This is a genomic window from Fundidesulfovibrio sp. YSD1, assembly GCF_055397115.1.
In genome coordinates this window covers 198037-215350 of sequence record NZ_AP043666.1, presented here as the reverse complement: position 1 = coordinate 215350, position 17314 = coordinate 198037, and the positions used below count along the sequence as shown (strand labels likewise).

The following is a 17314-nucleotide window of genomic DNA, read 5'->3' as shown; positions in this document are numbered from 1 at the left end:
CTCACTTCCGTCGGGAGCGGCTGCCGGGGACATTATGGGCGATCATGAAGAACTGCTGAACCAGCTTCGTTCCGGTGACGTGGAACTCGAACGCGAAGCCGCCTTCGCCGCCGGGGAGGGCAAGGTCGAGGAGGCCGTGCCTCTTCTGGCCAGGCTGGTCCAGAGCCAGAACCTTGGCGTGCAGGAGGCGGCGGACAGGGCCCTGCGCAGGATCGGCGGCCCGGCCGTGGTGCGCGCCGTGGCCCCGCTTTTGCGCTCCGACGACCCGCCCTCGCGCAACATCGCCATGGACGTGATGCGCGAGGTGGGCGACCAGGACTTTCCCACGCTCATCGACCTCTTGCACGACGACGACCCGGACATGCGCATCTTCTCCTCCGACATCCTGGGCTCCACGGGCAACCTCATGGCCGTGTCGGCGCTGTGCGAGGCCCTGCTCAAGGACCCGGAGGTCAACGTCCGCTACCAGGCGGCCGTGAGCCTGGGGGCGCTGGGCAGGCCCGAGGCGGCCAAGTGCCTGAACAAGGCCCTCTCCGACGACGAGTGGGTCCAGTTCGCGGTGATCGAATCCCTGGCCAAGATCCGCGACGAGTCCTCGGTGAGCGCGCTCATCGGGGCGCTCGGCAAGTCCACCGACCTGGTGGCCTCCATGATTGTGGACGCCCTGGGCGAGATCGGCAACGTCAAGGCCGTGACCATGCTGATCAAGCGCCTGGAGGACTCCCCGGCGGCGCTGCGCAACAAGATCTGCAAGTCGGTGGTGAAGATCCTGGGCGGCAAGTCGCTCACGCTGCTCTCGGAGCAGGAGCGCGTGAAGTTCAGGGACTACCTGCTGGCCGCGCTCTCCGACGAGGACGTCGAGATCCAGGACGCGGCCATCCACGGGCTGGCCTTCGTGGGCGGGGAGAAAGCCTCGCGCGCGGTGCTCGCCCTGGCCGGGCAGTTCGACCCCGACCGCGACCAGGACCGCCTTGAGCTCGCCGTGGAAGCCCTGGCCACCATCGGGCTGACCCCGGCGCTGGAAGAGGCCATCAAGGGCGGGCCCCACGCCTCCTCCATGATCGCGGTGGAGGCCCTGGCCAGGATCGGCGGCGCGGAAATCTCCGGGCTGCTCATGGCCGCCTTCTGGCAGGGCGACCGGGACATCCAGCGCGAGATCGCCAGGGCGCTGGCCACCGTGGGCGGCGAGGAGGCCGTGGAGTTCTTCCAGGACGTGCTCGCGCGCCACGAGGACGGCACCGTGCTCAAGGGGGCGTTGGCCTTCCTGGGCCAGAAGATGCGCGTGGAAAAGGCCGCCGGAGCCTTCTTCGAAAAGCTCTTCCACCCCTACGACGACGTCAAGGAAGCGGCGCTCGAGGCCTGCGTGGCCCTGGGCGGCCCGGAAATGGCCGCGCGCTTCCGCGAAATGAGCCGTTCCGAGGAGCCGCTCGAGCGCCTCATCGCCATCTACGCCCTGGGCAGGATCGACCCCGAGGCCAACCTGGAGACCCTGCGCGCCGCCCTGGAAGACGAAATCCCGGACATCCGCAAGGTCGCCCTGGAGGCCGTGGCCGGGCTCTGCGGCATGGAGGGCGAGGGCCTGCGGCTCCTCGTCTCCAGGCTCTCCGACGAATCCCGCGAGGTCCGCCTGGCGGTGGTGGAGCAGATGGGCCACTGCTCGCTCTCCGAGTGCGTGCCCTACCTGATCCAGGCCCTGGACGACTCCGACGACTGGGTGCGCATCCGGGCCATGGAGTCGCTCGGGCGCAGCATGGCCGCCGAGGCCGTGCCCAAGCTCGTGTCGCTCCTGGACAGCCCCAACAAGCTGGTGGCCCTCAAGGTGGTTGAGACGCTTGGGGACATCGGGGGCAACACGGCCTTCCGGGCGCTCCTCGATGTGCTCGGTTCCGGCGACGAGGAGCTCTCCGGCGCGGCAGAGGCGGCAATCTCCAAGATACAGGAAGAGCACGGAGAGGACCGCTAGATGTCGTCACTTTTCTCCAAGACGATCACCCTGCGCAAGGAACTCAAGATCGCGGACTCGGAGTTCGCGCAGCTCAGGGATTTCATCTACCAGCAATCGGGCATCTACATCGCGGACAACCGGAAGTACCTGCTCGAGAACAGGCTGGCCAACCGCCTCAAGGATCTGAACCTCAAGAGCTTCGCCGAGTATTACCACTTCCTGCAGTACGACCCCGGCAAGCGCCAGGAGATGAACCGCCTCTTCGAGGTGATCACCACCAACGAGACGAGCTTCTACCGCAACCCCCCGCAGCTGGCGGTGTTCCAGAACAACGTCCTGCCGGAGGTGCTCGAGAAGCAGCGCAAGCTGGGGGCCAAGAAGCTGCGCATCTGGTCCGCCGGGTGCTCCACGGGCGAGGAGCCCTACACCATCGCGATCATCCTGCACGAAGTGCTGCGCGCGGAGATAGCCTCCTGGGACATCAGGATCACCGCCAACGACCTCTCCGAGGCCGTGCTCGCCTCGGCGCGCCAGGGCGTCTACAACGACTACACCCTGCGCACCACGCCCAAGGAGATCGTCTCCAGGTATTTCCAGGCCGAGGACGGCAAGTTCACCGTGAAGCCCGAGGTGAAGCGCCTGGTGAGCTTCGGGCAGATCAACCTGAGCGACAGGGCCATGCTCAAGCGGGTGGAACGTTCCCAGATCGTCTTCTGCCGCAACGTGATCATCTATTTCGACGACGAGATGAAGAAGAACGTCATCGGCTCCTTCTACGACAATCTGCTGCCCGGCGGCTACATGCTCATCGGGCATTCGGAGTCGCTGCACAACATCTCGCGGGCTTTCAAGCCGAAGCATTACCCGGGCGCGATCGTCTACCAGAAGGAAGGGTAAAGACATCCGGCAGTTGGCCGAACAATACGATTGCGGCTGGGAGGCTTCGTGGCGGTATCCGTAATTGCCGTCGCCAACCAGAAGGGCGGCGTGGGCAAGACCACAACGGCCCTTTCGCTTGGGGCGGCGCTCGCGCGCATGGGCAGACGGACGCTGCTCATGGATCTGGACCCGCACGGGTGCGCCTCGGTGCACCTGGGGCTCTATCCGGAGAACGTGTCCGTGTCGGCCCACGACCTGCTCATGGCCGGGGAATTCGACCGGCAGCTGTGGAGCGGGGCGGTGTTCCCGGCGGGCAAGGCCGGGATGGACGTGGTGGCCAGCAACGTGAAGCTTTCGGAGCTGGACATCGACCTCAAGGGCCGGGAGAACAAGGGCGTCTTGCTGAAGAACCTGCTCGAGCGGGCTGCGGAAGGCTACGACTTCGTCGTGCTGGACTGCCCGCCGAACATGGGGGTCCTGCTGGTGAACGCGATGGTGGCCTCGAACCTGCTCATCATCCCCATCCAGACGGACTTTCTGGCCCTGCACGGCTTGAGGCTCATTTTCGACTCGATCAGGCTTTTGAACAAGGTGCTGCCCCGTCCGGTGGCCTGGAGGGCCCTGGCCACCATGTACGACCGCAGGGCCGGGGCGTGCCGCAGGGTGCTGGAACTGGTGCGCGGCAAGCTGGGCGACAGGCTTTTCACGACGGTCATCGGCATGGACACCCAATTCCGCGAGGCCAGCGCCCGGGGGCAGGTGATCTACGACGTGGCCCCCGACTCGCGCGGCGCGAGGGAATATATGGCCTTGGCCAAGGAAATACTGGCGGCATGAAGACACTCGAGAACTATTTCCAGCAGGACGTGGTCCTGCCCGAGGCCCGGGAAGAGGGCGCGGAGCTCACCGGCTCCGAGCGCGCCTTCCTGGAGAAGTACGTCGGCGCGGGCTGGGAGAACACCCCGGCGGGAAGGGCGCTCTCCACCCCGGTGGAGGGCGAGCGCGTCCTGGACGCCCAGGCGGTTCCCGAACAGGCCGCGCCCGCGGCGCAGGCCCCCTCCGAGGAGGACCTGGAAGCGGGCCTCATGGCCCAGGAGGAGATCAGGCTGGTCAGCTTCCGCGTGGCGGACCAGCTCTTCGCGGTGCCCATCATGCTGGTGCAGGAGGTGCTGCGGGCGGTCCCCGCCACCAAGCTCCCGGCCGCGCCGCCCTTCCTGGCCGGCGTGACCAACCTGCGCGGCAGGGTCACGCCGCTGGTGAACCTGGCCCGGCTGCTGGACATCGATTCCGGCGACGGCGGGGAGGACCGCTTCCTCATCGTCTGCCGCCTGCGCGACATTCAGATCGGGCTCATGGTCCGGGCCATCGACACCATGCACAAGCCCGCCCAGAGCGACATGGAATGGAACATCGAAGCGCGCGTCGGAGTCAGCGCCGACCTCATGTCCGGCCTGCTCAAGACCGGCGACCGCCTCATCAAGATATTGTCCGTCAGCCGCCTTTTCACCAAGGTGCTCAAGAGCTAGGAGCCGAACATGTCCAAGACCATCCTGATAGTCGACGACTCGAAGACCGTGCGCAACCTCGTGGCCTTCATCATGAAGAAGGAGGGCTTCAAGGTGGTCACCGCCGAAGACGGCCTGGACGGCCTGGAAAAGCTCTACTCCTCGGAGAGGATCGACCTGATCGTCTCCGACATCAACATGCCCCGCATGGACGGCTTCACGTTCATCAAGAGCGTGCGCGAGCAGGACGCCTACCGCGACATCCCCATCGTGGTCCTCTCCACCGAGGGCCAGGAGAAGGACATCCAGGCGGGCCTGTCCATCGGGGCCAACATGTACATGGTCAAGCCGGCGCAGCCGGAGAAGATGGTCAAGAACATCAAGATGCTCCTTGGCTAGACGTCAGCAACACGCCTTACAGAGGTGCGCATGAGCCAGGATTTCATGGATCCGGAACTCTTCGCAGACTTCATCGTCGAAGCGAAGGAACACCTTGAGACCATCGAGCCCAACCTGCTCGAGCTCGAAAAGAACCCCGGCAACCTGGGGCTTCTGAACGAGATCTTCCGTCCGATGCATTCGCTCAAGGGAGCTTCCGGGTTTCTTGGCCTGAACCAGATCAACGGCTTGGCGCACAGGGCGGAGAACATCCTGGACGAGCTGCGCAAGGGCAAGATCGCGGTCACGGCCGGAATCATGGACGTGATCCTCTCGGCAACCGACGCGTTGCGCACCATGATCGACAGCCTGGAGACCCAGGGCTACGAGGGCGAGGTCGAAACAGCCTCCATCATCGCGCGCATCGAGGCCATCATGGCCGGAGAGGCCGAGGAGGCAGCGGCCGCGCCAGCGGGCGAACCCGAGGCCCCGGAACCCGCCCCGCAAGCCGCCCAGACCGAGCAACCCTCCGCCGAGGCGGCCCCCATGGCGGCTTCCGCCCCGGCAGGCGGGGAGGGCAGGGGCTTCGTGCTGCCCCCGCCCGTGGAGACCGGCCCCCCCTACGCGCTCCAGGCCATCGGCGAGGGCCACCTGACCGACTTTCTCGAGGAAGCCCAGGAGATCATCGAGAACCTCAACTCCTCGCTTCTGGAACTGGAGAAGGACCCCGGCGCGGGCGGCGAGCTGGTCAACGACATCTTCCGCTACTTCCACAACCTGAAGGGCAACTCCGGCATCATCGGCCACAAGGAGCTGAACGCGCTCACCCACGAGGCCGAGACCCTGCTCAACAAGGTGCGCAAGGGCGAGATGGTCCCCACGCCCTCCATGATCGACCTGCTGCTGGGCACCGTGGACATGATGGAGACCCTGGTCTCCAAGATCGACGCCAAGCACAACCAGACCACGCCCATGGACATCACCGTCCTGGCGGACAAGCTCCAGCAGGCCACGGCCACGGGCGACGTGGACCTGAGCGGCTTCCGCCCCGAGGCACCCGCGCCCGCCGCCCCGCCGGAGCAGGCCGAGGCCCCCGCGCCAGTGGAAGCCCAGGCCCCAGCCGAGCCCGAACCCGCGCCGGAAGCGGCCGCCGGGGAGGCTCCCGCGCAGGCCCAGGGCTTTGACGAGGAAGACACCGAGATTTTCGCGGAGACCGTCACCCAGCAACTGGCCAACATCGACCTGGCCCTCAAGGAACTGGGGAAGGACGCCTCCAACAAGGAGTACGTCGACGGGCTCTACCGCTCCCTGGACACCCTGCGCAACTCCACGGGCTACATGGGCTTCTCCGAGCTCAAGACCTACGCCGAGCGCACGGCCGGGCTCGTGGACCAGGCGCGCAAGTCCGGGCTCGATTTCGACTTGATGCTGGACCTCTTGAGCCAGGAATGCGGCATCATCAAGGACATGGTGGGCAAGGCCCTGGCCTCCCTGGGCAGGAAGCTCGGCGAGCAGGCCCAGGCGGCCCCCTCGACGGCCGAGTCCGAGCCGAAGAAAGATGAGGCCCCCAAGGCTCCTCCCGTGGAGGAACCCAAGCCCGCGCAGGCTTCCGCTCCGAAACCGGCCCCGGCTGCTGCCGCTGTCGCGCAGCCCGCGCCCGTGCAGGCCGCCCCGAAGCCCGCGCCGCCCGCCCCGGCGCAGCCGGCGCAGGCCGCCCCCGCCCAGGGCGCGGCCCCCGGCGCGGCCAAGGTTTCCTCCACCATCCGCGTGGACCACGAGAAGCTCGACCACCTGATGAACCTCATCGGCGAGCTGATCATCAACCGCAACCGCTACGCCCTGCTGGCCCGCTCCCTGGAGGAGGGCAAGCTCGACGTCCAGGCCATCGCCCAGCAACTCACCGAGACCACCTACGCCATGGCCCGGCTCTCCGACGACCTCCAGGACACCATCATGAAGGTGCGCATGGTGCCCGTGTCCTCGGTGTTCTCGCGCTTCCCCCGCCTGGTGCGCGACCTCTCGCGCAAGTCGGGCAAGGAAGTGGAGCTGGTCATGGAGGGCGAGGAGACCGAACTGGACAAGTCCGTGGTGGAGGTCATCGGCGACCCGCTGGTGCACCTGATCCGAAACAGCGTGGACCACGGCCTGGAGACCGAGGACGTGCGCCTGGGCGCGGGCAAGTCCGCGGTGGGCAAGGTCTGGCTGCGCGCCTACCACCGGGGCAACTCCGTGGCCATCGAGGTGGAGGACGACGGCAAGGGCATCGACCCGGCCAAGATGCGCGAGGTGGCCATCCGCAAGGGCCTGGTCACGCCGGACGAAGCCAAGAATCTGGACGACCGCGACGCGCTGGAGCTGATCTTCATGCCCGGCTTCTCCTCGGCGGAGACCATCACCGACATCTCCGGGCGCGGCGTGGGCATGGACGTGGTGCGCACCAACATCAAGAACCTCAAGGGCACCGTGAACGTGACCAGCGAGGTGGGCAAGGGCACCAAGTTCACCATGACCCTGCCCCTGACCTTGGCCATCATCGACGCGCTCATGGTCATGGTGGGCGACCAGACCTACGCCATCCCCCTGGACGCCGTGTCCGAGACCACCAAGATCGAGGTCAAGCGCATGACCGAGGTCAACAAGCGCAAGTGCGTCACGCTGCGCGGCGAGGTGCTGGGCATCGTGGAGATGCGCGAGGTGCTGGACCTGCCTCCGGCCCCGGAGGAACAGAAGGAGATCGCCTCAGTGGTCATCCTCCAGGACAACGACCGCCGCCTGGGCGTGATCGTGGACCGGCTGCTGGAGCGCCAGGAAGTGGTCATCAAGCCGCTGGGGGCCTACCTTTCGGAATTCGACATGCGCGGGCTCTCGGGCGCGACCATCATGGGCGACGGCTCGGTGGTGCTCATCCTCGACCCGCACGAGATCTACCTGATGTCCACCTCGCAGCGCGGATCGTCCGGCATGTAGCCTTAAGGCGCGAATGAAAAGAAGAAGGCGGCCTCCTCGCGGGGGCCGCCTTTTTTCGTCATCCGGAAAGGCTGCGCGCCTAGCCGAAGCAGAGCCTGGCCAGGGCGGCCAGGATGCCCGAGAAACCGGCCAGGGCCAGGAAGTAAGCGGCCACGCAGTGCAGCTTGAGCCGCAGGGGGTTCTGGTTCTTCAGCACCAGGACCCAGAGCGTGCAGGCCATGAGAAAGCACGTGAGCCCGGCGGCCGAGCTCCAGAAGAAGAACGGACGGATGGGCAGGTTGCGCACCACCGGCCAGAGCGCGGCGAAGTACCCGGCGAACGCGGCCAGGGCCGCCAGGGAGGCGAAAAGCGCCCACTTGCTGGCCAGCTTCAGGGTGTAGTTGTAGTAGTCGCGGCCGAAGTCGTCCTTGTCGCGCCGGTGGATCAGGTAGAGCGAGGCCGTGGAGCCCGCGAAGGCCAGGCTCAGGGCCAGGGCGGCCGGGAACACGAACCAGGCCCCGGATTCCAGGGGCGGCAAAAACAGGGCCGGGTCTGCCTGGGGCTCCACCGGGGTGGCCACGAAGTGCCGCAGGAAGGTCACGAAGAGGTAGCCCAGGGCCCAGCCGCAGGCTGTGGCCCCCACGCCGATGGCCGCGTGGGCCGGGCGGTTGTCGCGCATGTTCTGCCACACCGCGCGGTAGGCGCAGGCCAGAGCGGCGGCCAGGGCGGCCGCGCCGGCCAGCGGGGCCAGGGGCAGGGGCCAGCCGAGCCAGAAGGAGGCCGCAGCCGGGTACTGCTTCCAGACGAAGGCCGCGCCACCGGCCATGGCGGCCAGGGCCGCGAGCCCGGCGAAGAGGCAGAAGGTGGCGGTCTGCTGGCCGAACTTGTCCCTGAAGACCTTCACCCGCTTGGGCGGATTGAAGAGCAGCACGGCGCTCGCCAGGGGCAGCCCCGCGGCGGCCAGGGCCAGTGATAGCGGCAGGCAGACGAGGACGGCGGCCGCCGGGAAGAGAAGATGCTCGTTCACGCTGATCCGGACTCCTTGGGGGCTTCGCGCGGCCTGAGGCCGTGCGGCGCGGCTTTTTTGCCTCAAATCCCGGCGGGATGCAATCGGCTTGCCGGGCATGGGGGAAACCCGCAAGTCCTGCTTTTTTGCGCGGTTGAAAGTGGCGCGCCACTTGCTTTCGTTGCAACGGTCGATTATCGCATGGGAAAACGCCTGGAGGATGCTGTGAAAGCAACCGGCCTGACCGTTCTGGCGCTCCTCGTAGCGCTGGGCGGATGCGCGCAAAAGAAAGGCAACGCGCCGAAAGAAGCCTCGAAGCTGGAAAGCCTGGAGGCCAGGTTCAACAGTTTCCAGGAGCAACAGCGCGCACGAGACGCCGATATAGATTTCAAGTTGCGCGAGATCGCCTCCAGGCTGGACCAGTTCTCCGCCGGAAAACCCCCGGCGCAGGCCCGCCCCGCCAGGGAGCAGTCGCCCAGGGCCGCGTCCCAGGCCCCGGCGCGAGGCCCAGTCAGGGCCGGGCAGGTCATCCCCTATTCGCAGATCGCGGGCGGCGCGGCGCAGGCCCCCCAGGCGGCCGCTCCCGCGCCGCTGCCCCAGGCAACGCCCGGATCGCGCGCGCCCTCCCCCTTGCAGGCCCCCGCCCAGGCCGCTGCGCAGCCTACGGCACCGGCCGCGCCCCGGCCGCTGGACGCCGCCATCTCGCCGCCCGTGGTCACCCTGAGCGAATCCATGCGCAACGTGCCCCCGGCCGCCCAGACCCGCCAGCCCGTGACCGTGGACTCGCGCCGCGCCCGTCCGGCCAAGGCCGAGGCCCCCGCGCCCAGGCCCGTCGCCGCCCCGCGTCAGCCCGAACCGTTGAGCGCCCCCCAGGCCGCTGCTCCGGCCGCCGCGCCGGCGCCCGTGGCCCAGGCCCCCGAGGTGCCGAACCTCGAACCGGCGCTCCCCACGGCCCCGGTCCCGGCCTCGCCCCAGCCCAAGCCGCTGGCCCCGCAGGCCCAGGCTCCGGCCTCCCCAGCGAGTCCTCCGGCGAGTTCCCAGGTGGGCATGGACGAACAGATGCTCTACACCGAGGCCCTGCGCGCGGTGTCGGCCAACAAGAACGACGACGGCCGCAAGAAGTTCAACGAATTCATGGCCAAATACCCCGGCTCCGCCAAGACTCCCGAAGCCCTCTACTGGATCGGAGAGAGCTACATGGGCGACAAGAGCTACAACCAGGCCATCCTCAGCTTCAAGGACGTCTCCAGCCGCTTCCCCAAGGATCCCAAGGCCGAGGCCGCGCTCTACAGGGCCGCCGAGGCCTACGAGTTCCTGGGCGACAAGGCCAACGCCGCCTTCCACCTGAAGGTGCTCGTGGAAGAGCACCCCAACTCGGAGTTCGCGGGCAAGGCCCGCCAGAAGCTCAAACAGTTGGGCCAGTAGCCGCGTGACCGATCCCTCGCGCCAGGAGTTTTGGGCCTGCCTGAGCCTCAAGCACGCGCCGGGCCTGGGGCCCCGCACGTCCAAGAGGATCCTTGAACGCTTCGGCTCGGCCGCGCGCGCCGTGGAGATGGCCGGGTCCTGGCGCGAGATGGGCCTCGTCACCGGCCAACAGCTCCAGGCCTTCCTCGCCGAGGGTTGGCGCGCCCACGCCGAGGAGGAGATGGCCAAGGCCGAGGAGCGCTCGATCCCCGTGCTCTCCTGGGCGGACCCGCGCTTCCCGGAAAGGCTCCGCGAAATCCCCGATCCGCCGGTGTTCCTCTACGCCGTGGGCGACCTGGGCCTGCTCGAGAACCCGGGCGTGGCCGTGGTCGGCTCGCGCGAGTGCTCGCGCTACGGCATCGAGCTGGCCCACCGCATCTCCATGGAGCTCTCGGCCCAGGGCGTCACCGTGATCTCGGGCCTGGCCTACGGCATCGACCGGGAGGCGCACCTGGGCGGGCTCACCGGACCCGGCAGCTCGGTTGCGGTCATGGGCACGGGGCCGGACCTAGTCTACCCGGCCGCCAACCGCGACATCTGGCGCGAACTTTCGCAAAAGGGGCTGATCCTCTCGGAGTTTCCGCCCGGCACCAAGCCCCTGGCCGGGAATTTCCCGCTCAGAAACCGCATAATCAGCGGCCTGTCCCTGGGCGTCCTGGTGGTTGAGGCCACCACCAAGTCCGGCAGCCTGATCACGGCGCGCCTGGCCATGGAGCAGGGCAGGGAGGTGTTCGCCGTGCCCGGGCCCGTGTCGCTCAAGAGCTACCGGGGCTGCCACGAGATCATCAACAAGGGGGCCAAGCTGGTGCACGGCGCGGAGGACATCCTTTTGGAGCTCAGGCCCCAACTGGAGGCCTTCCTGGCCGGAAAAGCAAGCCCCGGGCCCGCCCCCGCCCGGGCATACCCCGAGCAGGCCAGGCTCGTGCCTCCCCGCGCGTCCAAGGCCCCGCCCAGGCGCGCCAGGGGGACGGGGCCCGAAGCGCCCGAGACGCAAACCTCGACGCAGGGCGTGGCCCCCGCTTCTCCCCGGGCGGGCAAACCGAAACGTGGCTCCGGTACGCCGCCTTCCGGGCGGTCCGGGCGCGCGCAGGCCCCGGCGAAGCAGGCGGCCCGCGCGGTTGAGGAAACCCCGGTCCCGCAAGCCCCGGCCACGAGCGCGGCCGAGGCCTGCACTCCCTTCGAGCAGGACCTGGCCGGGCATCTGGCCGCCATGGGCGCGACCCACATCGATTCGCTCTGCCGCGTGTTCGGCCGCGACGCCTCCGAGATGAGCCGCACCCTGGTGGTGCTGGAGCTGAAAGGGGTTGTGCGCAGGCTGCCCGGCGGGTACTATCTCACGGCCTGAGTTCCCGTAGGAGCGTAGCCCAAGCATGCAGAAGATTCCGCTCAACCTGGCCAAGGCCGGATTCGTGCTGGCCAAGCCCGTGGCGAGGGCCGACGGCATGGTCGTCGCTCCCCAGGGCGCGGAGCTGACCGAGGCCATGCTCGACAAGTTCGACATGATGGGCGTGGAGTACGTGGTGGTGGAGGGCGAGCCCGTGCAGACCGACGGCGTGGCCTCCGGCACCAACTACGACCAGCGCCTCCAGCGCCTGGACCACCTCTTCAGGCGTCACGCCCAGGACCCCTGGATGAACCAGGTCAAGGCCCTGCTCAGCCACTACTTCAAGATGAAGGTCGCCTCCAAGGCCGGGTAGCGCACGCCCCGGAGCCGAGGCGGCTCAACGCTGACTTTCCCGCCGCCGGGCCGCTGCCCAAGCGGCCCGGGGCGCAACGCCGGGAGCGGATTTCAATGGCCGAAGAAGACCTGAAGCTCGAACGCAAGGACCGCATCCTGGCGGTGAAGGACCTGCCCACGCTGCCCAAGGTCCTGGACGAGGTGTCGCGCCTGGTCAAGGACCCGGACTCCTCCACCGAGCAGATCGCCAAGCTCATCTCCATGGACCAGGTGCTCTCGGCCAAGGTCCTCAAAATGGTCAACTCGCCCATCTACGGCTTCCCCGGGCGCATAAGCTCCATCCACCACGCTCTGGTGCTCCTGGGCTTCAACGTGCTGCGCGGCGTGGTGGTCTCCACGTCGGTGATGGACATCATGGTGCAGAACATGGTCGGGCTCTGGGAGCACTCCGTGGGCTGCGCCCTGGCCAGTTCCACCGTGGCCAGGCACGTGGGCCTGAAAGACGTGGAGGACATCTCCGTGGCCGGGCTCCTGCACGACCTGGGCAAGGTGGTCACGGCGGTGCAACTGCCGGACCTCAAGGCCGGGGTGGAGGCCATGGTCAAGAGCCGGGACATCTCCTACCTGGAGGCCGAAAAGGCCGTGATGGGCTTCGGGCACGACCGCGTGAACGCCTGGATCGCCGACCACTGGAAGCTGCCCCCCGGCATCAAGGAGGGCATCAGCTACCACCACAAGCCCCAGCTCGCTAGGCTCTACCCCGAGGCCGCCTGCTGCGTGCACCTGGGCGACTTCATGGTGCGCGTGTTCGAGTACGGCTCGGGCGGCGACGACAACGTGCCCTACCTGGAGCCCGAGGCGCTCAAGAAGCTGAAGCTCAAGCCCTCAGACCTGGAGGCCATCCTGGACAGGCTCTCGGAGCAGTTCCTGGACATCGCGGACCTGAGCTTCGTCTAGCGGCCCTTGCCAGGCTCCAACGCATCCCGTATCGCCCAATCCATGACAGCCAAGCACGCCTGCGACCTGCCGCGCCCCCAGAAGGTCTACCTGCTCTCCGCGGACAAGGAGCTCAAGGAAACGCTGGCCTCGCTCTGGGGCGAGGGCCAGATGGAGATCGTCCATTTCGACCGGGGCAGGGGGGCCATCGAGGTGCTCTTCAACGAGCTGCCCGACCTGCTCATCGTGGACCACGGCCTGCCGGACATGCCCGGCCTGGACGTGGTCAACCTGGTCAAGAGCGAGAACGTCTACCGGCAGCTGCCCGTGATCCTGGCCATCAAGGAGGAGGACCTGCTCGCCGGGGCCGACTGGTGCGCGGCCGAGGTGGACGACCTGATCGTCGTGCCCTCCACCCCGGCCCGGCTCAAGGCGCGCATCTTCCTGACCCTGGCGCGCGCGTCCAGGGCCTTCGACGCCAACCCGCTGAGCAAGCTGCCCGGCAACACCTCCATCATCCAGCGCATCCAGGAGATGATCGACCGGCGCGAGGACTTCGCCCTGGCCTACGCCGACCTGGACTACTTCAAGAGCTTCAACGACAAGTACGGCTTCTCGCGCGGGGACGAGGTGCTCATGATGACCGCGCGCGTGATCGTGAACACCATCCGGGGCTTCACGGGCGTGCGCTCCTTCGTGGGCCACGTGGGCGGCGACGACTTCGTGTACATCCTGCCGCCGGACAAGGTGGAGCTGGCCTGCAAGCGCATAGTCGAGAACTTCGACTCCATCGTGCCCCACTTCTACGACGAAGAGGACCGCGCGCGCGGCTACATCCAGTCCACGGACCGCGAGGGCAACATGCGCACGTTCCCGCTCATGGCCATCTCCATCGCCGTGGTCTTCAACGTGAACGGGCGGCTCAAGCACTACGGCGAGGCCTCCCAGATCGCCATGACGCTGAAAAAGAAGGCCAAGGAAAACCCCAAGAGCTCCTATGTGCTCGACAAGCGCCAGTCCTGAGGCGGCCCTCGGGGACAACGCCAAGGCGTACCTGGCCTGGCTCGCGGTGGAGAAGGGCTACTCCCGGGCCACGGTGGACGCCTACCGGCGCGACCTGGAATACTTCGAGCATCACTTGAAGGGCAGGGGCAAGTCCCTGGAGGAGCCGGGCGTTCTGACCCGGCGCGACGTCCAGGGTTTTCTGGCCGAGCAGCACCGGGCGCGCCAGGCCAAGACGTCCATGTCCCGACGGCTGTCGTGTTTGCGGGGCTTCTTCAAGTTCCTCATGCGCCAAGGGATACTGTCCAAGTCTCCCGCCGACGGGGTCTCCAACCCCAAGCTCTCCAAGCCGCACCCCAAGAGCCTGAACGTGGACCAGGCCTTCGCCCTGCTGGACGCCCCGGCCGAGCCCGGCGACCCCGAGGCCCTGCGCGACGCGGCCCTGGCGGAACTCCTCTACGGCTCCGGGCTTCGCGTGAGCGAGGCGCTTGGGCTCTCGCTCTACGACGTGGACCTGGGCTCGCGCATAGCCCGGGTACTGGGCAAGGGCGGCAAGGAGCGCTTGGCCCCGCTGTCGGACACGGCGGTCACGGCCCTCAAGGCCTATTTCGGGGTGCGGCACGCCTTTTCGAGCGACCCTGCGCAGACGGCGCTTTTTTTGGGCCAGCGCGGCAAGCCCTTGCAGCGCAGGCAGGCCAACAGGATCGTCGAGCGCCTGAGCAGGGAGGCCGGGCTGCCCGGGGCAGTGAGCCCGCACGTCCTGCGGCACAGCTTCGCCAGCCACATGCTCCAGTCCGGGGCGGACATGCGCGCCGTGCAGGAGCTTCTGGGCCACGCCAGGCTCTCCACCACCCAGCGCTACACGCACCTGAACCTGGACCAGCTGGCGCGCGCCTACGACAAGGCGCATCCCAGGTCCAGGCCCCAGCGGGACGCAAGCGCCACTGACGAGGAGTAGAGTCCTCGCGCCGTCACATATTCCTGTGTTGAATTCCGGCCGCCAACGAACTATAGAATGCTCCCTGAGCGAGGGAGCATTCAAGAACCGCCATGTCCAAGAACAAGCCCGCACCGATAATCGTCAAGCGCGAAGAGGAAGGCCACGCCGGAGCCCACGGAGGCAGCTGGAAGGTGGCCTACGCGGACTTCGTCACGGCCATGATGGCCCTTTTCCTGCTCCTGTGGTTGACCATGGCGCTCAAGCCCCAGCAGAAGGAGCAGCTCTCCGTCTTCTTCCAGGACCAGGACCTGCCCAAGCGCGAGAAGCCCCAGGAGCAGGTGGTCCTGCCCACCTACATCGCCAAGGACGCCCAGCAGGGCACGCCTCAGTTCAAGCTCTCCCAGGAGGAGAAGTTCAAGTACGAGGTGGCCCTGATGATCAAGCAGCTCATGGAGAACAACCCCACGCTGCAAAAGAACTCGGGCATAAGCTCGGACAAGGTCGGGGTGCTCCTGCACGTGAACAACGCGGTGATGTTCGTGCCCGGCTCGGCCCAGCTCAAGCCCGAGGGCTACAAGCTCCTGGACGACGTGGTCGCGGTGCTCCGGAAGGTCAAGGTGGACCTGGTGGTGCGCGGCCACACCGACGACCAGGAGGCGGGCAAGAACGGCGGGCTCTCCAAGTTCGAGCTTTCGGCGTTGCGCGCGGCAGCCTGCGTGCGCTACATAGTAGAGAAGGGGCAGATCCCCGCAACGCGGGTCAAGGCGGCCGCCTACGCGGACAGCCAGCCCATCGCCCCGAACACGTCCGACGAGAACAGGGCCATCAACCGCCGCGTGGAATTCCTCTACCACTCCCAGGAGATGGCCAACCTCTACTAGGGCATCGCGGTTCGCATCATGAAAATCCTCTCCACGCTTCTTCTCGTTCTGTCGCTTTCAGTCCCGGCCCTGGCCGCCGAGAAACCGGTATCCACGCCCCTGGCCTTCCAGATCGACGCGGCCGCGGCCCCGGAATCCGGAGCCAACCTTGCCCGCCTCGTGGAGCCGGGCAACAGCGCGGGCGTGCCCGTGGGCCAGTGGATCGGCTTCGATTTCGGCAAGAGCGTCACGCTCACCCGCATGACCATCGTCAACGGCTGGGCCGCACCCGAGAGCTTCAGGCAGCATCCCAGGTTGAAGACCGTGCTGCTCGAGTTCGCCGACGGCTCCAGGCAGTCCGTGACCCTGAAGGACACCTCCGAACCGCAGTTCGTGGCCTTGAAGGGCGGGGGCAAGGGCGTGAAGCTCACGGTCAAGGACGTCTACCCTGGCTCCGAGGGCGAGACGCCCTACGTTTCGGGCGTGTCCTTCGAGGGCTTCGACCCGTCCCAGCGCCAGGTGACGCTTACCGGACGCTTCGAGGGCTGCGTGCAGTCGCGCTCCAGTTCCAGCTGGAGCGGCGAGGAGGCCCCGCTGTACTACTGCTCGCGCTTCCGCGCCGACGACGGCCGCCTCTTCGGCTGCATGGACGACCTCTGCTTCCATCCCAAGGAGATGGTCAACGTGCGCCTGAAGGTCACGGGCCTGGTCAAGGAAGGGGACGTCCTCCAGGTGCTGGAGGCGGCCCCGGCCAGATGACCCGGCCCTAACCGGGACAAAGGCGTGATCACGCTTCTCTCCCCCCTGTCCGTGGCCTTTCCTGACCCGGAGAGCGCGGACCCCGAAGGCCTCCTGGCCGTGGGCGGCGACCTGAGCGTGGCCCGGCTCCGGGAGGCCTACAGCCACGGCATCTTTCCCTGGTACAACGAGGACCACCCCATCCTCTGGTGGTCGCCGGACCCCAGGCCCGTGCTCGTTCCCAAGGACTTGCGGATCGACAAGCGTTTCGCCCGGTATCTGCGCGGGCACCCCTTCGAGGTGTCCGTGGACCGGGACTTCCAGGCCGTGATCAGCGCCTGCGCCACCATGGACCGCCCCGGCCAGCCCGGGACCTGGATCACCGACGAGATGATCCGGGCCTACGTGCGCCTGCACCACGCGGGCTACGCCCACAGCGTGGAGTGCCGCCTGGACGGGCGGCTCGTGGGGGGCATCTACGGCGTGGCCGTGGGCCGGGCGTTCTTCGGGGAATCCATGTTCCGCACGGTTCCCCAGGCCTCCAAGGTGGCCTTCACGCACCTGGTCCTGCTCCTGGAAGAATTAAAGTATCACTTCATGGATTGCCAGCAAGCCACGCCGCACGTGGTCCGCTTCGGTGCGCGCCAGATACCCAGGCGGGTGTTCACCCGGCTGGTGGAGCGCGCGGCGGCCATGCCCCAGGAACGCGAGGGCTGGCGCGAGCCCGGCTGGTGGAACGACCTCGAGAAACGAAAGGAGCATTTCCATGCACGCTGAGAAGATCGTGCTCGACGCCCGCGGCAAGTGCTGAGGCGTGGGCGCGGAGGTCGGGTGGCACCTCCGGTTCGTTCAGGCACGCGAGATAGACGTCTGGGCCAAGCCCTCGCAGGCTTCCATCTTCGAGGAGTTGGCCGCGACGTTCGGGCAGTGGAGCCTCACGCGCGAGGAGGTCGACGGGGCCGTGTGCTTCCGGTTCTCCCGTACGGGCGCGGCCAAGGAAGGCCAGTAATCATCGGACGGGCGCGCGGCGGCGATTC

At 67.5% G+C, this 17314-nt stretch carries 17 protein-coding genes; 16 read left to right on the top strand and 1 reads right to left on the bottom strand.

The window, feature by feature from the left end:
• Positions 1-34: 34 nt before the first annotated feature.
• The 6 genes from ACZ5V4_RS01100 to ACZ5V4_RS01075 are packed head-to-tail and all read left to right on the top strand — an operon-like array spanning position 35 to position 7674.
• Positions 35-1963: a HEAT repeat domain-containing protein gene (locus ACZ5V4_RS01100; RefSeq protein ID WP_464316338.1), complete on the top strand. Its 1929-nt coding sequence runs from the start codon at positions 35-37 to the stop codon at positions 1961-1963.
• Positions 1964-2842, top strand: a complete 879-nt coding sequence (locus tag ACZ5V4_RS01095) for a CheR family methyltransferase (protein WP_464316337.1) — start codon at positions 1964-1966, stop codon at positions 2840-2842.
• A 48-nt stretch (positions 2843-2890) separates the two neighbouring features.
• Entirely contained in the window at positions 2891-3661 is a 771-nt protein-coding gene (locus ACZ5V4_RS01090; RefSeq protein WP_464316336.1) for a ParA family protein, read from the top strand.
• Complete coding sequence (locus ACZ5V4_RS01085; RefSeq protein WP_464316335.1) at positions 3658-4350, top strand: chemotaxis protein CheW; 693 nt, start codon at positions 3658-3660, stop codon at positions 4348-4350. Before ACZ5V4_RS01090 ends, ACZ5V4_RS01085 begins: the two co-directional genes overlap by 4 nt.
• A gap of 9 nt (positions 4351-4359) precedes the next feature.
• Positions 4360-4728, top strand: a complete 369-nt coding sequence (locus ACZ5V4_RS01080; protein ID WP_464316334.1) for a response regulator — start codon at positions 4360-4362, stop codon at positions 4726-4728.
• Between the two features lie 30 nt (positions 4729-4758).
• On the top strand, positions 4759-7674 hold the full coding sequence (locus ACZ5V4_RS01075; protein ID WP_464316333.1) for a chemotaxis protein CheA: 2916 nt from the start codon (positions 4759-4761) through the stop codon (positions 7672-7674).
• A gap of 79 nt (positions 7675-7753) precedes the next feature.
• Here ACZ5V4_RS01075 and ACZ5V4_RS01070 read toward each other — a convergent pair whose 3' ends face one another.
• A complete protein-coding gene (locus ACZ5V4_RS01070; protein ID WP_464316332.1) occupies positions 7754-8680 on the bottom strand; it encodes a hypothetical protein in 927 nt (308 codons plus the stop codon).
• 204 nt (positions 8681-8884) lie between these two features.
• Here ACZ5V4_RS01070 and ACZ5V4_RS01065 point away from each other — a divergent pair, with 204 nt between their 5' ends.
• The 10 genes from ACZ5V4_RS01065 to ACZ5V4_RS01020 all read left to right on the top strand — a co-directional run bounded on the left by ACZ5V4_RS01065 (position 8885) and on the right by ACZ5V4_RS01020 (position 17286).
• Positions 8885-10084: a tetratricopeptide repeat protein gene (locus tag ACZ5V4_RS01065; protein WP_464316331.1), complete on the top strand. Its 1200-nt coding sequence runs from the start codon at positions 8885-8887 to the stop codon at positions 10082-10084.
• A gap of 4 nt (positions 10085-10088) precedes the next feature.
• A complete protein-coding gene (dprA, locus tag ACZ5V4_RS01060) occupies positions 10089-11468 on the top strand; it encodes a DNA-processing protein DprA (RefSeq protein ID WP_464316330.1) in 1380 nt (459 codons plus the stop codon).
• 25 nt (positions 11469-11493) lie between these two features.
• On the top strand, positions 11494-11820 hold the full coding sequence (locus ACZ5V4_RS01055; RefSeq protein ID WP_464316329.1) for a hypothetical protein: 327 nt from the start codon (positions 11494-11496) through the stop codon (positions 11818-11820).
• A gap of 95 nt (positions 11821-11915) precedes the next feature.
• Positions 11916-12758 (top strand): HDOD domain-containing protein, encoded by an 843-nt coding sequence (locus ACZ5V4_RS01050; RefSeq protein ID WP_464316328.1) that lies wholly within the window; start codon positions 11916-11918, stop codon positions 12756-12758.
• A 42-nt stretch (positions 12759-12800) separates the two neighbouring features.
• Complete coding sequence (locus tag ACZ5V4_RS01045) at positions 12801-13760, top strand: GGDEF domain-containing protein (RefSeq protein ID WP_464316327.1); 960 nt, start codon at positions 12801-12803, stop codon at positions 13758-13760.
• Positions 13735-14697, top strand: a complete 963-nt coding sequence (locus ACZ5V4_RS01040; protein WP_464316326.1) for a tyrosine recombinase XerC — start codon at positions 13735-13737, stop codon at positions 14695-14697. The genes ACZ5V4_RS01045 and ACZ5V4_RS01040 overlap by 26 nt, the downstream gene beginning before the upstream one ends.
• Positions 14698-14789: 92 nt before the next feature.
• On the top strand, positions 14790-15560 hold the full coding sequence (locus ACZ5V4_RS01035) for an OmpA/MotB family protein (protein WP_464316325.1): 771 nt from the start codon (positions 14790-14792) through the stop codon (positions 15558-15560).
• Positions 15561-15578: 18 nt separating this feature from the next.
• Complete coding sequence (locus ACZ5V4_RS01030; protein ID WP_464316324.1) at positions 15579-16298, top strand: NADase-type glycan-binding domain-containing protein; 720 nt, start codon at positions 15579-15581, stop codon at positions 16296-16298.
• Positions 16299-16322: 24 nt separating this feature from the next.
• Positions 16323-17054 (top strand): leucyl/phenylalanyl-tRNA--protein transferase, encoded by a 732-nt coding sequence (aat, locus tag ACZ5V4_RS01025; protein ID WP_464316323.1) that lies wholly within the window; start codon positions 16323-16325, stop codon positions 17052-17054.
• 37 nt (positions 17055-17091) lie between these two features.
• A complete protein-coding gene (locus ACZ5V4_RS01020; protein ID WP_464316322.1) occupies positions 17092-17286 on the top strand; it encodes a hypothetical protein in 195 nt (64 codons plus the stop codon).
• Positions 17287-17314: the final 28 nt, after the last annotated feature.